Annotated in this window: 14 protein-coding genes and 1 tRNA gene; 5 read left to right on the forward strand and 10 right to left on the reverse strand. The window is 62.3% G+C overall.

The window, feature by feature from the left end:
• The 5 genes from GC119_RS08025 to GC119_RS08045 all read right to left on the reverse strand — a co-directional run bounded on the left by GC119_RS08025 (window position 1) and on the right by GC119_RS08045 (window position 6235).
• Entirely contained in the window at window positions 1-825 is an 825-nt protein-coding gene (locus tag GC119_RS08025) for a Bax inhibitor-1/YccA family membrane protein (RefSeq protein ID WP_070576778.1), read from the reverse strand.
• Window positions 826-943: 118 nt separating this feature from the next.
• Window positions 944-2143, reverse strand: a complete 1200-nt coding sequence (locus tag GC119_RS08030) for an NAD(P)/FAD-dependent oxidoreductase (RefSeq protein ID WP_070576780.1) — start codon at window positions 2141-2143, stop codon at window positions 944-946.
• Window positions 2144-2202: 59 nt separating this feature from the next.
• On the reverse strand, window positions 2203-3402 hold the full coding sequence (locus tag GC119_RS08035; protein WP_070576782.1) for an NAD(P)/FAD-dependent oxidoreductase: 1200 nt from the start codon (window positions 3400-3402) through the stop codon (window positions 2203-2205).
• Window positions 3403-3443: 41 nt separating this feature from the next.
• The gene (locus GC119_RS08040) at window positions 3444-4529 is read right to left on the reverse strand and encodes an inositol-3-phosphate synthase (RefSeq protein ID WP_070576785.1); all 1086 of its coding nucleotides are present in this window, start codon (window positions 4527-4529) and stop codon (window positions 3444-3446) included.
• A gap of 122 nt (window positions 4530-4651) precedes the next feature.
• Entirely contained in the window at window positions 4652-6235 is a 1584-nt protein-coding gene (locus GC119_RS08045) for a peptide chain release factor 3 (protein WP_070576788.1), read from the reverse strand.
• 80 nt (window positions 6236-6315) lie between these two features.
• On the opposite strand from GC119_RS08045, the gene GC119_RS08050 reads away from it, so the two are divergent.
• Window positions 6316-6702 carry a hypothetical protein gene (locus GC119_RS08050; RefSeq protein WP_070576791.1) on the forward strand — a complete coding sequence of 129 codons (387 nt, stop codon included), beginning with the start codon at window positions 6316-6318 and terminating at the stop codon, window positions 6700-6702.
• Window positions 6703-6764: 62 nt separating this feature from the next.
• On the opposite strand, the gene hrpA is transcribed toward GC119_RS08050, so the two are convergent.
• Window positions 6765-10946: an ATP-dependent RNA helicase HrpA gene (gene hrpA / locus GC119_RS08055; RefSeq protein ID WP_151952857.1), complete on the reverse strand. Its 4182-nt coding sequence runs from the start codon at window positions 10944-10946 to the stop codon at window positions 6765-6767.
• A 167-nt stretch (window positions 10947-11113) separates the two neighbouring features.
• Here hrpA and GC119_RS08060 point away from each other — a divergent pair, with 167 nt between their 5' ends.
• Window positions 11114-12043, forward strand: coding sequence for an AEC family transporter (locus GC119_RS08060; RefSeq protein ID WP_070777053.1), 930 nt, complete (start codon window positions 11114-11116; stop codon window positions 12041-12043).
• 78 nt (window positions 12044-12121) lie between these two features.
• Window positions 12122-13474 (forward strand): TIGR01906 family membrane protein, encoded by a 1353-nt coding sequence (locus GC119_RS08065; RefSeq protein ID WP_070576799.1) that lies wholly within the window; start codon window positions 12122-12124, stop codon window positions 13472-13474.
• An 81-nt stretch (window positions 13475-13555) separates the two neighbouring features.
• Here the strand turns inward: GC119_RS08065 and ppk2 are convergent, their stop codons facing one another.
• Window positions 13556-14458 carry a polyphosphate kinase 2 gene (gene ppk2 / locus GC119_RS08070; protein WP_070576801.1) on the reverse strand — a complete coding sequence of 301 codons (903 nt, stop codon included), beginning with the start codon at window positions 14456-14458 and terminating at the stop codon, window positions 13556-13558.
• A 145-nt stretch (window positions 14459-14603) separates the two neighbouring features.
• Here ppk2 and GC119_RS08075 point away from each other — a divergent pair.
• A tRNA-Leu gene (locus tag GC119_RS08075) sits at window positions 14604-14677 on the forward strand.
• A gap of 255 nt (window positions 14678-14932) precedes the next feature.
• On the forward strand, window positions 14933-15451 hold the full coding sequence (locus GC119_RS08080) for a hypothetical protein (RefSeq protein WP_151952858.1): 519 nt from the start codon (window positions 14933-14935) through the stop codon (window positions 15449-15451).
• Window positions 15452-15672: 221 nt separating this feature from the next.
• Here GC119_RS08080 and GC119_RS08085 read toward each other — a convergent pair whose 3' ends face one another.
• From GC119_RS08085 to GC119_RS08095, 3 genes are all read right to left on the reverse strand, one after another.
• A complete protein-coding gene (locus GC119_RS08085) occupies window positions 15673-15984 on the reverse strand; it encodes a hypothetical protein (protein WP_151952859.1) in 312 nt (103 codons plus the stop codon).
• A 405-nt stretch (window positions 15985-16389) separates the two neighbouring features.
• The gene (locus GC119_RS08090) at window positions 16390-17748 is read right to left on the reverse strand and encodes an NAD(P)/FAD-dependent oxidoreductase (RefSeq protein WP_070576813.1); all 1359 of its coding nucleotides are present in this window, start codon (window positions 17746-17748) and stop codon (window positions 16390-16392) included.
• 24 nt (window positions 17749-17772) lie between these two features.
• A complete protein-coding gene (locus GC119_RS08095) occupies window positions 17773-19017 on the reverse strand; it encodes a S8 family serine peptidase (protein ID WP_070576896.1) in 1245 nt (414 codons plus the stop codon).
• Window positions 19018-19028: the final 11 nt, after the last annotated feature.

The following is a 19028-nucleotide window of genomic DNA, read 5'->3' on the forward strand; positions in this document are numbered from 1 at the left end:
TCAGTCCTGACGGAAGTAGGACAGCAGACGCAGGATTTCGACGTACAGCCAGATGAGAGACACCATGAGCGAAAACGACATGGTCCACGAGTAGCGTTCGGGAATGCGGTTCTGCACACCGGCTTCAATTGCCTGGAAATCGGTGATGAGCGTCAGCGAAGCCAGCACTACGGCAACAACGCCGATGATGATGCCCAGCGGGAACGACATGCCGAACAGTTCGATCTGCACATTGCGCGCTCCGCCGCTGCCGGTGAACAGAACGAAGAAGAAGTTCACCAGCGAGAACACCGCGTAGCCGCCGACAGCCAACATGAGGAACTTCATGCCCTTCGCACCGAAGCGGATGACCTTGAACTTGAACAGCGCAAACATCACGGCGAAGACACTGAGCGTTGCAAGCACCGCCTGGATGACAATGCCGTCGTAGGCGGTTTCGAAGATCTTCGAAATGCCGCCGAGGAAAACACCCTCAACAGCGGCGTAGGCCAGGATGAGGAACGGGACGGGCTCGCGCTTGAACGCATTGATCAGGCCCAGAACCAGGCCGATGAGCACGGCGGGCAGCGCCAGGGCGGGCACAACCCATCCGACGATCGCGCCTACCAGCAGAATGCCGAAGCAGGCCAGAGACTTCATGAAGACGTCGTTGTACTGCATGGGGCGTTCGGCTGCCGGGGCCTGTGGCTGAGCGGGCTGGCCGGGGCCGGCATTGCGGTTATCTGCCGACGGGGCCATGTACATGGAGTTGAGCTGGTCGGACGAAGGGGTCTGGCGGTCTTTAACACCCTCGTTGAGGGCCCTGTTCATCAGCGGGTTTGCCATGAGACTCTTTCTAATCGCTTCCGTTGCACGGGAGTTTACAGTCTGTGATGTTTCAACAGCAAAGTGCCGCCGCAGAATTCCCCTGTTCGAGGATTCTGCGGCGGCACTCAGAAAAGCATCACTTGAGGGTGCGCTTGACGATCTGTGCGATCTGCTCACCGGCACGCGGCCCGTGGGCAATTCCCCACATGCCGTGACCTGCAGCGACGAAGCTGCGCGGCGACAGGGCCTCGATCTTGGGCGGACCGGTGGGGCTGACCGGGCGAGGACCAACCCAGTGGTCGGTGGTGTTCTCCAGGTCAATGCCCTTCATGTACTTGCTGGCCACGCGCTTCATCGATTCGATGCGCTCCGGGCGCAGCGGGGCATCCGGGTCGAGGAACTCCATGGTTCCGCCCACGCGCACACCGCCGCGGTAGGGGGTGAAGACCACGCGCGTGGTAGGCAGGTAGACCGGGGTGGTGGGAAGGTACTCGGGGTCGACCTGAGCGGTGAACGAATAGCCGCGGCCTGCGGCCATTCCGATAGTGGCCTGCTTGCCGTGCAGTTTGTGCAGCAGTTCATCCGACCACACGCCGGCAGCGATGACGACGCCGTCGAAGCTGTAGCTGCGTCCCTGAGCGTCGACCAGTCCGACACCGTCGGCACCGACGTGGCCGGTGACGATCTCCGCATCGGTCACGATCTTCACACCCAGCTTCTCAGCGGCATCGGCAATCGACTGCACAAAGGCCGGCGGATCAATGTACGCCTGGTCCTTGACGATTGCTCCGTGGGTGACGAGATCGGTGAAGTACGGCTTTTCACGCGGGTCGAAGGTCTCAACGACAGAGGGGACACCGGCGTCGCGGTTGATTCCGGTTTCTTCGATGAAGTGGTTCAGTTCAGCTTCCGAGCCCAAGCCGACGGTGAAGTCGGAGTGGTTGAACTTGCCTTCGACGCCGAAGTCCTTGAGACGTTCGAAAGATGCGATGGAGTCTTTGAGGTCCGGTGCGAGCTCGTCGACTGCGCGCTTGAACTTCGTTTCGGTCATCTGCAGCGCAAACGTCGTGAGGAACTTCCACAGCTTCGGGTTGAAGGGCTGCGGCAGGGCCAGCGGGGCATCTTTATTGGTGACGGCGTCAATGCCGTTCTTCCATTCGCCCGGTGCCGACAGCGGGAAGGTCATCGACGGGCAGATGAAGCCGGCGTTGCCCCAGCTGGCGCCGGCGGCAACACCCCTGCGGTCGAGTACGGTCACATCGTATCCGGCGTCAGCCAGGTTCAGTGCACTTGCCAGGCCGACCATTCCGGCTCCGACTACTGCAACATGCGTCATAGTCTCCTCCTTGACTATAGGAACGCGAGGGGACGCTCTCCCCTGAGAATTCTAGTGTGTCAGCGGCCCAGCCGGTCCGTGATGAGCTTGGCGATGATCTCACCAGCCCGCGGGCCGAGCGTGATCCCCCACATGCCGTGGCCGGACGCCACAAAGGTGCGCCGCGATACGGTTTCGACGCGTTCGCTGCCATCCGGGCTGACCGGGCGGGGACCCATCCAGTGGTCGGTGGTGTTCTCCAGGTCGATGCCGCGGACCAGCGGGCGCAGCGCCTTTTTGATGGAGTCGATGCGCGCAGGGTTCATCGGGGCGTCCGCCGGCAGGAACTCCATGGTTCCGCCCACGCGCACGCGGCCGCGATAGGGGGTGACGACAACGCTCACGGAAGGGAAGCGAACCGGTTCGGTCGGCAGGAACTCGGGGTCGACCGAGGCGGTGAACGAGTAGCCGCGGCCTGCAGCCATGCCGATCCGCGCCTTCTTGCCGTGGAGAGTTTCCAGCAGGTCATCCGACCACACGCCGGCGGCTACGACAACGGCATCGCCGCTATAGGAACGGCCCTTGCGATCAACGAGCCCAACGCCAGTGTCGCCTTCATATCCGGAGACGACGTCGGCGTCTTCGATGATGTTCACACCGGCCGTACGGCAGGCTTCAGCGAGCGCCTCCATATAGGCGGGCGGATCGATGTATGCCTGGTCGCGCACCTGGGCGGCATGGGAGATCTTGTCGGAGAAGAACGGCAGGACGTCCGGGGATACAACGTCGACTTCGCCTTCGAGGCCGACTGCGTTGCTTTCTGCCATGCCCGCTTTGAGCCCTTCGAGGCCGTCAGCAGATTCAAAGCCCATCGTGAACGTGGCACGCGTCAGCGAAGCCTTCACGCCGAGCTCTTCCATTCGGCCAAAGGCCGCGAAGGCGTCTTTGAGGGCGGGGGCTTCGGCGCGCACCGAAGCGGCGTAGCGCTTCTTCGTCATCTGGGATGCGAACTTCGCCAAGAACAGCGCCAGGCGCGGCGAGAACGGCTGAGGCATGGACAGCGGTGCGTCCTTGTTCAGCATCATGTCGAAGCCGTTGACCCACGCGCCGGGAGCCGCGAGCGGCTTCGTCATCGGCGGAACAACGAAGCCGGCGTTGCCCCAGCTGGATCCGGCGGCTACGCCGCTGCGCTCCAGAACGGTCACATCACAGCCCTGATCGGCCAGGTGAAGTGCGCTGGAGAGCCCGACGAATCCGGCTCCGACTACGATGACGTGCATTGACTACCTCTCCTCGGAGTGTTCTGTGTGTGCTTTGCTGATCAGCTGTCGGCTTCGCCGGCAATGAAGGCTTCAACGGCCGCGTGTGCGGCTTGGTCGTTCTGCTGGTGCGGCGGGGACTTCATGAAGTACGACGACGCCGAAATGAGCGCACCGCCGATCCCCCTGTCCAGACCGATCTTGGCAGCGCGCACGGCGTCGATGATGACGCCTGCGGAGTTCGGCGAGTCCCACACTTCTAGCTTGTATTCCAAAGACACCGGGGCGTCTCCGAAGTTCCGGCCCTCCAGGCGGACGAATGCCCATTTGCGGTCGTCCAGCCAGCCCACGTAGTCCGAAGGTCCGATGTGCACGTCGCGCTCAGCAAGTTCAGCCGAGGTGTTCGAGGTGACCGCCTGGGTCTTTGAGATCTTCTTGGACTCCAGGCGCTCGCGTTCGAGCATGTTCTTGAAGTCCATGTTGCCGCCGACGTTGAGCTGGTAGGTGCGGTCGAGGATGACGCCGCGCTCTTCGAACAGGCGGGCCATGACGCGGTGGGTGATGGTCGCACCGATCTGGCTCTTGATGTCATCGCCGACGATCGGCACGCCCGCCTCTTTGAACTTGTCGTCCCATTCTTTGGTTCCGGCAATGAACACCGGCAGGGCGTTGACGAAGGCGACCTTCGCGTCGATTGCCGCCTGCGCGTAGTGTTCGACGGCCTTCTGCGAGCCGACGGGCAGATAGCACACGAGAACGTCGATCTTGGCATCACGCAGAGCCTGCGCAACGTCGACGGGTTCGGCGTCGGATTCGGTGATGGTTTCGCGGTAGTACTTGCCAAGCCCGTCGAGGGTCGGGCCGCGCTGCACTTCCACCCCGGTGTGAGGGATGTCGGTGATCTTGATGGTGTGGTTCTGGCTGGAGTAAGCAGCTTCGGAGATGTCCTTGCCGACCTTGTCAGCGTCGACGTCGAAAGCCGCGGCGAATTCGATATCGCTGATGTGGTAGTCGCCGAACTGCACGTGCATGAGGCCCGGAACCTTCGATTCGGGATCTGCGTCCTTGTAGTATTCAACGCCCTCAATGAGTGACGTTGCGCAGTTTCCCAGGCCCGCGACTGCTACGCGGATCGACGTGTTTCCCACTTGTGCTAGCTCCTTATTGCAGAAATGACTGCGGGCAGAGTCCTAAGCGCAGCCACGCGATCAGGACTTAACACTGCCCGACGACTTATTCTAAACCCCCGCCGCGATGCGCTCGCAGACGGTCAGGTGACAACGAGGGGCTCAAGCGTGATGCCGGGGTTTTCCCTTTCCACTCCGCCCAGGCGCCACCGGTCGGAGAACAGTGCCAGCAGCGTGCCGTCGGAGCGTTCGAGCACTTCGACGCTGCGCTCTTTGGCCAGTTTCGGAATATCGTCTTTCACTGTGCGGCGGGCCAGCGTGTACGGCAGGGACTCCAGCCTGCACGGTGAATTGAATTCGCTGACCATGCGGTCTTCGACGACTTCGAACTGGATGGGGCCCACGGCTCCGAGCACCGGCGCTTGGTCTCCGCGCAGGTCGGAGCGCAGCACCTGGATGACGCCTTCGTGGTCGAGCTGGTCGATGCCGCGGCGGAACTGCTTGTACTTCGAGGGGTCTTTCGCGCGGATGACCATGAAGTGCTCCGGACTGAAGGACGGGATCGGCGGGAACTGCACGGCTTCGTCGACGTAGAGGCTGTCGCCGACGCGCAGGGCCGATGCGTTGACCAGGCCCACAACATCGCCGGGATAGGCGGTTTCCACGGAGTCGCGGTCGCGGCCGAATACGTGCTGGGCGTGTTTGGTTGCAAACGGCTTCTTGGTTTCAGCGTGGGTGACGACCATGCCGCGTTCGAAAACACCGGAGCAGACGCGAATATAGGCCAGCAGGTCGCGGTGGTTGCGGTCCATTCCAGCCTGCACTTTGAACACGAAGCCGGAGAACGGCGCTTCGACGGGGCGCGGTTGGCCGTTGCGGTCCAGGCGGGGCTCAGCTGAGGGTGCCCGGTCGATCAGCGTGTCGAGGATTTTGGCCACACCGAAGTTGAGAACGGCCGATGCAAACATCACCGGGGTGTGCTTGCCCGCCCGGAACTCGTCGTAGTCGAAGTTCTGCTCTTCCAGTTCCAGCAGCTCAGATTCTTCGACCGCTGTTGTCCACACATCGCCTTCAACTTCTTCGGCTCGCCCAGGGGCCATGGTTTCAGACCCCGCGATCGTCGCCCCGCCGTCGGTGCGAGTGAACTTGGTGTACTCCCCCGTTTCGCGGTCAAGCACGCCGCGGAAGTCACCGGAATCGCCGACGGGCCACGTGAGCGGGGTGGGCAGCATACCGGTCTTCTGCTGGATCTCGTCCATGAGCTCCAGCGACTCCAAGCCGGGGCGATCCCACTTGTTGATGACCGTCATGATGGGGATGCTGCGGTGAGAGCAGACTTCGAAGAGCTTCATGGTCTGCTCTTCCATTCCCTTTGCGGCGTCTACCAGCATGATCGCGCAGTCGACGGATGACAGCACCCGGTAGGTGTCTTCTGAGAAGTCGGCGTGTCCGGGGGTGTCGATGAGGTTGACCACGCAGTCGCGGTATTCAAACTGCAGCGCGGCGGATGAAATCGAAATTCCGCGGTCCTGTTCCATCTGCATCCAGTCGGACACGGTGGCGCGGCGGCCGGCTTTGCCGTGGGTGGCGCCGGCCTGGCCGATGGCGCGGGCGTGCAGTGCGAGCGCTTCGGTCAGCGTTGATTTGCCGGCGTCCGGGTGGGCAATGACGGCGAATGTGCGCCGTCGGGCGGCTTCTTCGCGGATGGTCTGCGGGGTCGGAGTCACTCGGCCAGTCTAGGACAGCCCGCTGGGGGCTGCCGCGGAAGGTCGGCTGCGCCTCGTACCGTTTTCCGTAGGATGGTGCCGTGGCCAAGAGGAACAGAACCAGCAGACAGCGCACCGACAGTGCCGAGTATTCGGTGGCGGCACGTCCCGTCAAGCACGGTCGGCAGACGCTGTGGGTATTCATCGCCTCGGCGGTCGTATCTGCGGCACTGTGCGTGCTGAGCATCAGCATGTCGCTGATGGCCGCGCACTTCATGCAGCCCATGCAGCAGCTGGGCGTGCCCAACAGCCAGCTGCTGGGCATGTGGTTTTTGGCTTCCGCCGGTTGGCTGATGACGGCGGCCACGATCATCGTCTATTGGATAGCACTGACTCGCAAAGGCGACAAAAAGCGCATCCGCTGGGCGATTGCGGCGGTCTGCACCGCCGCGGTCTTCCCGGCTTCCTGGATCCTGTTCTACATCTGACTCACGAGGCGCCGCCGACCACCGGCCTCCCCTGCGGAGCCGCTGGGCTTGCCCGGGTCCGCCTACAGTTTTGCCAGCGCTTTGGCGATCCGCTGTTCGGATACTGCGTGCGCGGTTCCAATGTGGGGTGCCCACAGTGATACCCGCAGCTCTTCGACGTCCCACAGAATCTGCTGCCATTCGGCGGGCAGAACAGCGCTGAAGCGCGCAGCGTCTTCCCTTGCCGCGCTGCCGAGCGCGCGGTCGATTTTTTCATCAATCTGGGCGCACACCCGTTCGATTCGGTCCATGAACTGGCGGTCGCGGCTGGCCTGTGTTCCGAGTTTGTCCATCCGATTCTGAGCGGCTTCGAGGTAGGCAGGCACGCGCATAACCCAGTCCGGTGCGACCGTAGTCAAAAAGCCCGGGCGCAGGAGTCTCGCCAGGTGGGTCTGTTCGTCTGCGACGGAGGCGAGCACGCTCAGCGAGCGGGTGTTTTTGATTGTCCGCTCAATATCGGCTGCGAGCGTGTAGGTTCGGGTCAGAGCCTGGTAGACCCTGTCAAGTTCGCCGGTGATTCGACCGGCCGTTTCGCGCTGAAGGGCTTTGTACTCTTCTTCTGTTCGGGGGTGGTCACCGCTGCCGGGTGAGGCCGGTGCGTCGGCGCGGTTCAGGCACTGCGCGGTGCGCACCACCCGGCCGACGGCGGTGAAAACCGCGTCTTCCAGCGGGTCGGAGTCCTTGGTGCGGCGGGCGCCCAGCACAAGCTTTGCGGTGTTGTCGAGGCCGTCTTGGCAGTATCGGGCGGCTTCTTTCTGGTTGAGGCTCAACAGCCGGGTGACTCCGAGAATCGTCGTCTGGTGCGCCCACGTCTGGTCTGCTGAATAGCGCAGCGTCACCGAGGTTCCCTCGTCGACCAGTGCGGGGAAGTATCGGCGGCCGTCAGCTTCGACCGGCTGGGGGAAGGCACCGAAGTCCCAACCTCGGATCCCCTGCCGAGGCGCCGGCACCGCGGTCTTCGTCTTCGCCTTGGTCGTGTGGGCGGGGGCGGCAGGGGCGGGGGTGGTCTGCCTGTCGGCTTCCGCATCTGCGTTTTTTGCCTGCTGCTGAAGTTCCGCGAGGCTTTCTCCGCTTGCGAGGGTTTTTCTGCCGCGGCGGATGACGAAGCTCATCCGCAGGTGGGACGGCAGCCGGGCAAGGTCGAAGTCATCCGGTGTGACGGTGATCGGCACGCGGTCCATGAGTCCGCCTCCGCCGGCGCGGGCAGTGAGTTCGGCGGCCAGCGCTTCGAGGGCGCGGCCTGCTGGGCGTGCCAGCAGGCGCGTGTCGTCTTCCGGCCCTTGAACGGCTGCGAGGATGTCAGCGGCAACATCGGGTGCCGGGACGAAGTAGGTTCTTTTGGCCTTCGGCAGGGAGCGGATGAGTGCCGTGATGTACTCCAGGCGCAGTCCCGGCACCTGCCATGAAAAATCGTCGGCATCGACGCTGCGCAGCTGTGCGGGGCTGAGGAACACGGTCACTCCGTCGCGGCGGGATCCGGGTTCGTAGGCGTAGCTGAGGCGCACGCTGCTGCCGTCGGCCAGGTGCACCTGCAGCGGGTAGTCGTCGGCAGCGCTTGCAAGGTCGGTCCCGTCAGCGGCCAGCAGCGAATTCGGGTCGATGTTGAGGAAGTCGGACTCTTCGGCCCGTTTGTGCTTCCACCAGCTGTTGAAGTGCCCGGCGGACACAATATTGCCCGGCAGACGTTCGTCATAGAACTCAAACAGGACGTCGACTTCAGCGAGCAGTCGGCGGTCGCGCAGGCGGCTGGCGAGCGCTTCGGCCTTTTCCAGGGCCTGGGCGTTGTGAGCGGCAAAGGCGTGTTTTTCGTTCCAGTCGCCTTCTATGAGCGCGTGGCGGATGAACAGATCGCGTGCGGCTTCCCTGTCGATTCTGCCGTAGTTGATGCGCGCGTCTGAGATCAGCGGCACCCCGTAGAGGCTCATCCTGTCGTACGCCAGGGCTGCTGCTGAGCGGGATGACCAGTGGGGCTCTGAGTAGCTGTGGGTGATGAGGTCACCGGCTGCGCGGACAATCCACTCGGGTTCTACTGCGGCGACGGTGCGGGCCCACAGTCTGGAGGTCTCAACGAGCTCAGCGGCCATGACGAAGTCCGGATTGGCGCCGAATACGCCGGATCCGGGAAAGATCCTGAACTTGGTGCCGCGGGTGCCGATGTAGTCCTTGCCCTCAACGGTACGCGCACCGATCGTGTCGAGCATGCCGGTGAGCAGGCTTTCGTGCACGGCCTGTTCCGTTGCCGTGTAGGGCCCGCGCCTGTTCGCCAAGCGCTTCTTGCGGCGGCCGCGGTGAGCATCTGGCTGCCCGGTCTCACTGGGCCTGGTGCCGAGTTCACTTCCGGGCTTGTCGATGTGTTTGCCGATGTTGCCCAGCATCTGGCGGATCTGGTGGACGAGGTCCTGCCATTCGCGCACCCGCACAAAGTGGATGAACTCGGACTTGCACAGCTTTTTGAACTTCGAGGTTGAAAGCTCATCAGATCTGCGCTGCACGTAGTTCCACAGGCGCAGCACTGACAGGAAATCGGATGTCGGATGGTGGAAGCGCTTGTGCTTTTCGTCTGCTTCCTGCCGCTGTTCCGTGGGGCGTTCGCGCGGGTCCTGACTCGACAGGAAGGCCACGATGACTGCGGTTTCCGGGCCAACCCCCGCCTCGATCCCGGCGAGCACCATGCGCGCAAGCCGGGGGTCCAGCGGCAGTGCGGCTAGCGTGCGGCCGAGTTTTGTCAGCGTGAGGGTGCCGCCGGCTTCGCGCAGCGCGCCGAGCTCGACGAGTGCGTTCTTGCCGTTTTTGACTGCCCGCGTTTCCGGTGGGGTGAGGAACGGAAAATCGAGGATGTCCTTTTCGGTGCGCACAAAACCCAGCTGCGCCATCATGAGCAGCACACTGGCGAGGTTGGTGCGCAGGATCTCCGGATCCGTGTATTCGGGCCGGGCGTCGAATTCGCCCTCCGAGTACAGCCGGATGGCAATGCCGCTGCTGGTGCGGCCGGAGCGGCCCGATCGCTGCCGGGCGGAGGCCTGCGAAATCGGTTCGATCGGCAGCCGCTGCACCTTGGTGCGAGTGGAGTAGCGGGAGATGCGCGCCGTACCGCCGTCGATGACGTATTTGATGCCGGGGACCGTCAACGATGTTTCGGCAACATTGGTTGCCAGAACAATCCGGGGTGTCGAGTGGGGTGCGAAGACTCTCTGCTGCTCCCCTGCTGACAGTCGGCCGTACAGCGGAACGATTTCCCAGCTGCGCCGCTTGGTGCGCATGTGGCCTTCGAGCTCTGCCTGCGCGTCGCGGATTTCTGCTTCCCCAGACAGGAATACGAGGATGTCGCCGGGTGCTTCCCCGGCAAGTTCGTCGACGGCTCGCAGCAGACCGCCCATGAGCGCATCAGCGTCTGGCACGTGCGGCACTGCGGCGCGCGGCTCCTGCTGTTCTTTGTCGAGCAGTTCGCCGTCAGCTTCGCGGTCGTCTGCGAAGTCTTCGTCAACCGGTCGGTAGCGGATCTCCACCGGGTAGGTGCGGCCGGACACCGACACGATCGGCGCGTCTCCGAAGTGCTCGGCAAAGGACTCCGGGTCGATGGTGGCCGAGGTGATGATCACCTTGAGGTCAGGCCGTTTCGGCAGGAGCCTGGCCAGGCAGCCCAGCAGGAAGTCGATGTTGAGGCTGCGTTCGTGGGCTTCGTCGATGATGATCGCGTCATAGGCCTCCAGACGCTTGTCGTGCTGGAGTTCGGCCAGGAGAATACCGTCGGTCATGACCTTCACGCGGGTGGCATCAACAACGTCCGAGGTGAAGCGCACCTGATAGCCGACTCCCTCACCGAGTTCGGTGAGGGTCTCTTCTGCCAGTCGGGCGGCCACCGAGCGGGCGGCAATGCGCCGCGGCTGAGTGTGTCCTATCAGCCCGTTGATGCCGTAGCCGAGCTCCAGCAGGATCTTCGGCAGCTGAGTGGTTTTCCCCGAACCGGTTTCACCGGCCACAACGACAACCTGGTTGTCTTTGATGGCCCGCGCGATGTCGTCGCGGCGGCTGCTGACGGGAAGTTCGTCCGGATACTCAATGTGCAGTTGGGTCCGCGAGCGCGCCTGGCGCAGCCGCTGTGTGCTTTCGGCGCGTTCAGCAGCGCTGCCGCGATCAGAGCGACGCTTCCCGCGGCGGCGCGAAGCGCGGCGGGAACCAGGGTGTGAAGACGAAGCGTCAGACATATCCCCACAACAGTAGCCGGATCTCACCTCGTGGTGAGCGTGCGGGCTGACCGGCACATGACGCGGCGGCCTCCCGGCACCTCACAGGTCCGTCCGGTGTTCGGGACATCTGCGCGCACTGGGTGAGACAGGCGTAGAGTGACGACTGATCGAAGAAAGGACATTCTGTGCTCGGCGCTCTCGAAGGCTTCGCCGTCATCGGCTTCATCATCTTCGTGGGCTTCCTCTTGGGTCGCAGCGGAGTTCTCGGCTCACAGGGGCAGAGGGTTCTGGCCTCCACTGTCTTCTACGTGTCCACTCCGGCGCTGCTGTACGACTTGATTGCCGAAGCTCCGCTTCAGCGGATCTTCTCCCCCGCGATCTTCGCCACGGCGGGTTCGGCAGCGCTCGTCGGCGCGGCAATGTTCACGTTCTCGTACTTCAAGAACCGGTCTCTGGGTCGGGCGGTGATGACCGGCTGGTCAGTGTCGTATGTCAACATCGGCAACCTGGGAATTCCGATCGCGATCTACGTTCTGAAGTCCAGTTCGTACGTTCCGCCGATTATGCTGTTCCAGCTGGTGATCCTCGCACCGCTGGGCATGGTGTTTCTCGACATTCACCAGGCCAAGCGCGCCGGGACTCTCACCCGCTGGTGGACTCCCCTTCTGCAGGTGATCTGCAACCCGATTCTCATCGGCGCGGCCGTCGGCCTGTTCTTCGCTCTCACCGGTCTGCGTCTGCCCCAGGTCATCCACGATCCCGTGTCGATGATCGGCGCGACCTCCGTTCCGCTGACCCTGCTGGCGTTCGGCATTTCCCTCAAGGACGGTTGGGTGCTGCCGGCCCGCGGAACACGTACGGATCTGACCCTCATCACGGTGGTCAAACTTGCCGTTCAGCCGCTCATCGCATGGCTGATCGGCGGCCCGCTGCTCGGCTTCACCGGCGTTGACCTCTTGGCCATCGTCGTCACATCCGCCCTGCCGACAGCTCAGAACGTCTATGTTTACTCCATGCGCTATCGCATGGCAGAAACGCTCGTGCGCGATGCCGTGTTCGTCACAACGATCCTCGCGTTTCCCACGATTGTACTGTTGTCCGCAGTGCTGTCTTAAGCCCCCGCACGCCCGCTGTAGGTGCTGATTGCGCGTGTCATCCAAGCGCTGGCGGCCCACAGTTGGCACCATGGTTCTGTGGCTGAAAAATCGAACACTCCAGAAAGCTCCGACGACCTCGTGTCCAAGCGGATGAAGACCGCTGAGAACACGCAGGCCGACGCTGCCGAGCGCAGCGAAGATTCGCGCAGTGCCAAATCGGTCGACCGGCCCGAAGAACTCGGCGACACCGCGCAGTACGAGGCGTATCCGCCGGTGCGCCGACAGGAGCCGCGAGTCCGCAGGCCCACCGCGCTGTCGGAAGAAGAGTGGCGCTACCTTGGCGATCGGGGGGCCGGTCGCACAGCCAAAGCCGAACAGACGCCGGTCGAACTGCTCAGCCAAACGCGCCTGTACCGCAAGTTCACGTTCTTCGATGTTGTGGCAACCGCGTGGGTCATCCTCGCCGTTCCCTTCATCACGCTCGCGGTGGCAGTCCGCACGGTGGCCTCCGGACTGTTCCTGAAGTTCGAGTACTTCCACCGGCCCGGCTTCCCCGCTGACGAATTCGGCTTCAGCGACTCCGACCGCCTGCACTTCGGGTCCTACACCGTCGACTACCTGTACAACGCCGACTCCAAGCGGTATCTGGCCGATGTCGTCGCCGGCAACGGCGTGCCCGTGTTCAACGAGGCCGAAGTCGCACACATGGCGGATGTCAAGGGTCTTGTCCAGATCCTCACGCTGGTGGCGATCATCGGACTCATCGGCGCTGTGCTCGCCGGTCTGTATCTCAGCCGCCCCCACGGACCGGGCCTGCGCATCGGCGTCCGCTTCGGCGCTGTCCTCACCCTCGTGTCGATTCTGGTCCTGGGAGTCCTCGCCCTCGTCAGCTGGGACGGCTTCTTCCGCGGCTTCCACAGTCTGTTCTTCTCAGCGGGCACGTGGGAGTTCTACATCGACGACTCGCTCATCCGCCTGTTCCCGCAGACGTTCTGGATGGACGCCGGCATTGCCTCCGGTGCCATCATCCTGCTGGCATCGGGCCTGCTCATTGGTCTGTCGTTCATCGGCCACGGTCGCCGCAAGAAGGCTCGCGCAGCCGTGAAATCGCTGCGCGAGCGCCAGAACAACTACAACCGCCAAAGCGAAGCTAAGAACAAGAAGCAGCGCAAAGCGAAGAAGAAGACACAGGGCAAGGCACAGCCGGCGAAGAAGACGGAAACTGTCGCACCGGCCCCGAGCTCCGCGGCCACTGCACGTGATGACAAGCGTCAGAGTGAAGACCAGCCGACCGAGGAATACACTCCCGAAGACATCACCTCGACTGGAAAAGACGCCCACAGCGCACAGAAGAAGAAAGAGAAGAAAAGCGGCCTGCGCAAAAAGGACGCCGACTACTCCCTGAGCAAAAAGCCCGCCGAACCGTCTGAGGTACAGCAGAAGGACTGACCTTCGGGCAATCACACGCATGAGGCGGGGTTGGAGATTTCTCCGGCCCCGCCTCGTGCATCTGCGGCAGCTGCGTTCAGATCAGTCGCCGACAGCTTCGATGCCGCGCATGACGATGTTGGAGTCGGGCGCGTAGACGACGCTGGTGTCCTTGTCGTCGTAGTCGACGGTATTGAGGAAGTAGCGCATGGCGTTGAGACGGGCGCGCTTCTTGTCGTTGGATTTCACCGAAATCCACGGTGCGTGGTCCGTGTCGGTGCGCAGGAAGGTCTGCTCTTTGGCCACCGTGTAGTCATCCCAGCGGCCGAGTGATTCCAGGTCCATCGGCGAGAGCTTCCACTGGCGCACAGGGTCAATCTGTCGGATGGCAAAGCGGGTGCGCTGTTCAGCTTCCGTCACCGAGAACCAGAACTTGGTCAGGTGGATGCCCGATTCGACGAGCATGCGCTCAAATTCCGGCGCCTGGCGCATGAAGACTTCGTATTCGTCGTCGGTGCAGAAGCCCATAACGCGCTCGACATTGGCCCGGTTGTACCAGGAGCGGTCGAACATGACGATCTCCCCGCGCGTGGGCAGGTGTCGAATATAGCGCTGGAAATACCACTGACCCGCTTCTTCTTCTGTGGGTTTTGCCAGTGCCACCGTGCGGGCTGAGCGCGGATTGAGGTGCTCGGTGAAGCGCTTGATGGTTCCGCCCTTGCCGGCGGCGTCCCTGCCTTCGAACACGATGACATTGCGCAGACCGTTGTCTTCGGCAAAGTACTGGTACTTCAGCAGTTCGATCTGCAGCTTGTACTTTTCGATCTCGTAGGCTTCCCGGTCCATCAGGGTGTCGTACGGGTAGCCTTCGCGCCAGGTTTCGACGGCTTTGCCCTCGGGGCTGATCAGGTGGGGGTCAGGAGTGTGCCCATCCACTACCGTGTAGCCTTCCGTGCGCAGCTTGTCAATGTACTCGCGCAGGTTCTCTTTCGGATGGGGGTGCATTCTGGCTCCTTCGCTCGGTTCTCGTGTCCACTCTACGCACCCAGATTGACGACAGATGAACGGCCGGACCGGGCGGCGCTCGGTGCTGTCCTGCTAAGCTCGATGAAGCCGTGCGGGCCCGTACCCGGGCCACATTCGCACAACTCCCCCTATAGCCCAATCGGCAGAGGCAGTCGACTTAAAATCGATTCAGTGTGGGTTCGAGTCCCACTGGGGGGACTTTCTGTATCCGCACAGCGCATGCGATCCCACACCCGACAGCCGGATTCTGCGCCTTAGCAACAGCTTCTACGGCGACACTTTCCGGCTAAGGGGAGTTTTCCTGCGGCTAAGGGGTGGATTCCGGCTAAAGGGTGTTTTTGTTGCTAACCGGTGTGCCGCTGCCGAACCACACCAGCGCTGCCAAAGTTTGTGCAAAATGTGGGCACGAAGCACTCAGTTGCGGACATTGAGGCCAAGAAAGGGAGGTCAGCAATGAGCAGGTCAGACAGCAAGGCTCGACTGATTCAGGCGATCTCGGCGTCACTGCACGATGACTTCTCTGATGCACTCAAGATTGCGGACGACATGTCGATTTCTCTGGTCATAGAAGTTCTGGAGGAGGAAATCGCTCCTGCCGATTCCACGCTCTGCCACCGCTTCATTGAGCAATGGCTTGAGTGCTTCGACCCTGTGCAGAGGCTTGCGGCCTCAATGGAGGTGTCTCACCTGTACGTCTTGGATCTGGTGGATATTCCGCACGCTGAAGACATCATCTTGTCGCGCACATTAGACAACGGCGCGGGTGCAATTGAGGTCTTGAGGTGCGAAATTCTGTCTAATCGAGATTTGGGGCGAAATCCGGACTCTAGTTTTGGATTGAAGTTTGTGAAGGCTCTCGAGGCCGAGGTAAGTGCGCCCTTGGAGACAGCCATCGACAGATTGCATTCACATTCTGAGCAACTCGGTGTGCTGATGCAGCGCGCGGACGAAGAAGCCGAAGACCAGGGTTAGACGCATCTCCTTTCAGATGGCGAGTTGGCGTAGAAGGACACGGAAGCAAAGCGCCTCGTCCGAAGGTGTCAGACATGCGTCCTCCATTCATGCCGCACGAACGCGCGCAGTCTGTTCCCGCCATGTGCCCCTGACGGTTTAGGGGAAACTCAACTTTTGGGTATAAGAAAACCCACCCAGATAACTCGGGTGGGTTCACTATCTTTATCTGCTGTATGTGGTTAAGAGACAGGCTCTGAGGCAGTCGCGTTCTTCTTCGCTCGGATTTCGTCCTGCCACTTCATGAACTCGTCAAACTCTCGCCCAAGATCAAACCGCTCCGGAAGCTCGCGGAACTGTTCAACCAAGTGATCCGGCCAGAGAAGACCCTCACCACAAGCCTGCGCGTACAGTCCCATCAGTGCCGCGTGCGTCTCGTTGTACTCAATAAGCGAATCAATATCTGACAGATCTTCATCCGTGAGATGAAGTTTCTCGACAAGGAAAGCTCTAGCGTCGTCAGTAAGCTTGTCTAATTCATCTGGCCTGCGCATCGACACCTCACCTCTGACTATTCCAGCCTATGAATACTGGACACACGAGACTGACCAGCTGTATACAAGCCAGCGGCCCTGCACCCGCTGTAGTCATCAACAACACCAGCCTAGCTTGTCACCCACCGCCCCACACCCGGTAGCCGGATTCTGCGCTTTAGCAACAGCTTCTACGGCGACATTTTCCGGCTATCGGGAGTCTTTTTGCGGCTAAAGGATGGATTCCGGCTAAAGGGTGTTTTGTTGCTAACCGGTGTGCCGCCGCTGCCGAGCCACCACCCCACACCACACCCGGTAGCCGGATTCTGCGTCTGAGGAACAACATAAGGCGGGGCCACCGGATGTCGGTGGCCCCGCCTCGTGAGTGATCAGGCAGGCTGGCAATCAGCCTTTCAGATCAGCGCGTCACTTCTTGGGTGCGGGCTTTGAGTTAGCGGCTTCGACAAAGTTCTTCCGCGGCACGTCGAGGTCCTTGACCGGGGTGAGGTCGCGGCCGAGAATCAGGTTGAGTCCCCAGTTGACGAACACGCGAACCTTGCGGTCAAAGGATGGAATGGCGTAGCCGTGGTAGGCGCGGTGCATAGCCCAGGCAACGGGGCCGCGCAGTTCGGTCTTGCCCATCTGCGAAACACCCTTCCACAGACCCATGCCGGCGACAACGCCGAGTGACTTGTGGTAGTACTGCTTGAACTCGGTTTCGCCGCGCAGCGAAGCCAGCAGGTTTGCAGCCAGGACCGGGGCCTGCCGGACGGCGTGCTGAGCGTTCGGCACGCAGAAACCGCCGGGGCCGTCACCGGTGAGGTCTGGAACAGCAGCGTTGTCACCGGCAGCCCAAGCGCCTTCGACAACGCCGTTTTCATCTTCGACCCGCAGGTCTGCGCGCACCGTGACGCGACCGCGATCATCCAGCGGAAGGTCAGAGTCGACCAGCAGCGGATTGGCCTTGACACCGGCGTTCCACACAATGGTGTCGGCGGTGAACTGTTCGCCGTTGGAGAGCTTGCAGACCTTGTCGGTGCAGTCTTCCAGGAAGGTTTCGAGGTACACGTCGATGCCGCGAGAGCGCAGGTGCTCGACAACCCAGCGGGCCTGGGCTTCGCCGACTTCCGGCATAACGCGCGGCATGGCTTCGACCAGGACGAAGCGCACGTCGGCATCGGTGAGGGTTTCGCGTTCGCGAACACCGGCGCGGACCATGTCTTCGAGTTCTGCAAGGGCTTCGATGCCGGCGAATCCACCGCCGACGAACACGAACGTCAGAGCCTTGCGGCGCTCTTCGTCGTCTTCCATGAGGGCAGCTTCGTCAAGGCGGTTGAGCACGTGGTCGCGCAGGGCGACGGCTTCTTCGATCCGCTTGAGTCCGATGGCTTCGTCAGCCAGACCCGGAATTGGCAGTGCGCGTGCCACAGCACCGGCGGCCAGAACAATGTAGTCGTAGTCGAGTTCAAACGCTTCGTCGCCTTCGGGTTCGATGGTGACGAACTTTTCAGCGTGGTTGATGTTGCGGACGGAGCCGATGACGACCTCTGCGCCCTTGAGGTTGCGGCGCAGAGGGACGATGGCGTGGCGCGCTTCAATCGAACCGCCGGCAACTTCCGGCAGGAACGGCGCGTACGTCATGTACGGGTTCGGGTCGACAACGGTGACGGTTGCTTCTCCGCGACCGAGGTTCTTCAGGAGGTTCTGGGCTGTGACGAGACCCAGGTAACCGCCGCCGACGATGAGGACACGAGGACGTAGTTTGCTGTTGCGAATCAAAGCCATGCCCCCAGTCTAGACCCAAACGGCTCAGTGCTTGCGACCGCGGTTGCGAAGGCCCGCGGCCACGCCGATTCCGGCTGATGTCGCGCCTGCGGCAAGCAGGATGGCCAGCACCGCGGGACCGCTGCGGGCATCGCGGGGCTGCACTTCTGTCAGTGTTCCGCTGGCATGGGTTGCCGGGGCCGAGGTGGAGTCTGGTTCGTCTTTTTTCTTCGATTCTGCTTCTGCTCGCCTGTGCATGTGAATCCACTCACTGAGCGCTTTTTCTGCTGACGGCGCTTTGTCGATGTCCGCTTTGAGCGCTTCGACGGGGCGTATGCGCCCATAGCCGACCGTGGTGTCGAAGTCATCGCCGGATGTCACTCCGTCGTGGTCTTTTACGGCCGCGGCGGTTGAGCGCAGTGCTTCGGCGGTCTGATCAGCCGTGTACTCGGGGTGGGCCGATCGGATGAGGGCCGCTGTTGCGGCGACGATCGGCGCAGCGAAGGAGCACCCTTCGGCTGTTCCGTAGTTTCCTCCGGTCAGCGGGACGGGAATGCCCTGGGACGGGGCCATGAGGTCGACGTCGACGCCGGGGGCTGACGACTGTTTGTCGACCTTTCCATTGCGGCCGATGCCGCCGACCCCGATGACACCGGGCACGGTTGCAGGCGACCACACGCGTTTGGCTCCCTGCGAGGCGTTGCCGACACAGGCGATGACGAGCGCGTCCTTTTTGTAGGCGTGCATGAATGCCTTGTCCCACGATTCGGGCCAGGCCGGGTCGTCCCATCCCAGTGACATATTGATGACTTTGGCGCCGTTGTCGGCAGCCCATTTGACCGCATCGGCGGCTTGGTCGCGGCTGTCGGATTCGTCGGGTGTGTCTGAGCCCAGCCAGATGGAGGCCGACATGATGCGAGCGTCCGGGGCGATGCCCACCGGCCCAACGCCCTTGCCTGTGCCTGCAATGACACCGGCGACTGCTGTGCCGTGGTGGATTGTCTCTTGGGGGCCGACCGGTGTTGTGCCGTCCTTCTTCGCCCCGGAGAAGTCTTTTGCAGCGACCACGCGGTCTTTGAGGTTTTCGTGGCCGTCATCGGTTCCCGAATCGATGACGGCGACTTTGACGCCTTTGCCGGTTGAGGTCTTCCATGCCTCTTCCAGGCCGAGGTCTTCGGCAAACCACTGACCGGCGCTGGGTTCGACAGCTGCGGCCGGCTGGACTGTTCCGGCGCTGAGGACCACAGCGGTGACGGCCGCCGTGGCCGCGGCTCGCTTGATAACCGACACGGCCAGCATGG

The sequence above is a fragment of the Brevibacterium sp. Marseille-P9724 genome (assembly GCF_902500275.1).
In the GTDB taxonomy this organism is placed as follows: Bacteria; Actinomycetota; Actinomycetes; order Actinomycetales; family Brevibacteriaceae; genus Brevibacterium.

Bases quoted from the DNA above. Each gene is read 5' to 3' on its own strand.
- hrpA (WP_151952857.1), bottom strand. From the start codon at position 10,946: ATGTCTGACGCTTCGTCTTCACACCCTGGTTCCCGCCGCGCTTCGCGC.
- GC119_RS08035 (WP_070576782.1), bottom strand. From the start codon at position 3,402: ATGCACGTCATCGTAGTCGGAGCCGGATTCGTCGGGCTCTCCAGCGCA.
- GC119_RS08085 (WP_151952859.1), bottom strand. From the start codon at position 15,984: ATGCGCAGGCCAGATGAATTAGACAAGCTTACTGACGACGCTAGAGCT.
- GC119_RS08090 (WP_070576813.1), bottom strand. From the start codon at position 17,748: ATGGCTTTGATTCGCAACAGCAAACTACGTCCTCGTGTCCTCATCGTC.
- ppk2 (WP_070576801.1), bottom strand. From the start codon at position 14,458: ATGCACCCCCATCCGAAAGAGAACCTGCGCGAGTACATTGACAAGCTG.
- GC119_RS08080 (WP_151952858.1), top strand. From the start codon at position 14,933: ATGAGCAGGTCAGACAGCAAGGCTCGACTGATTCAGGCGATCTCGGCG.
- GC119_RS08030 (WP_070576780.1), bottom strand. From the start codon at position 2,143: ATGACGCATGTTGCAGTAGTCGGAGCCGGAATGGTCGGCCTGGCAAGT.
- GC119_RS08025 (WP_070576778.1), bottom strand. From the start codon at position 825: ATGGCAAACCCGCTGATGAACAGGGCCCTCAACGAGGGTGTTAAAGAC.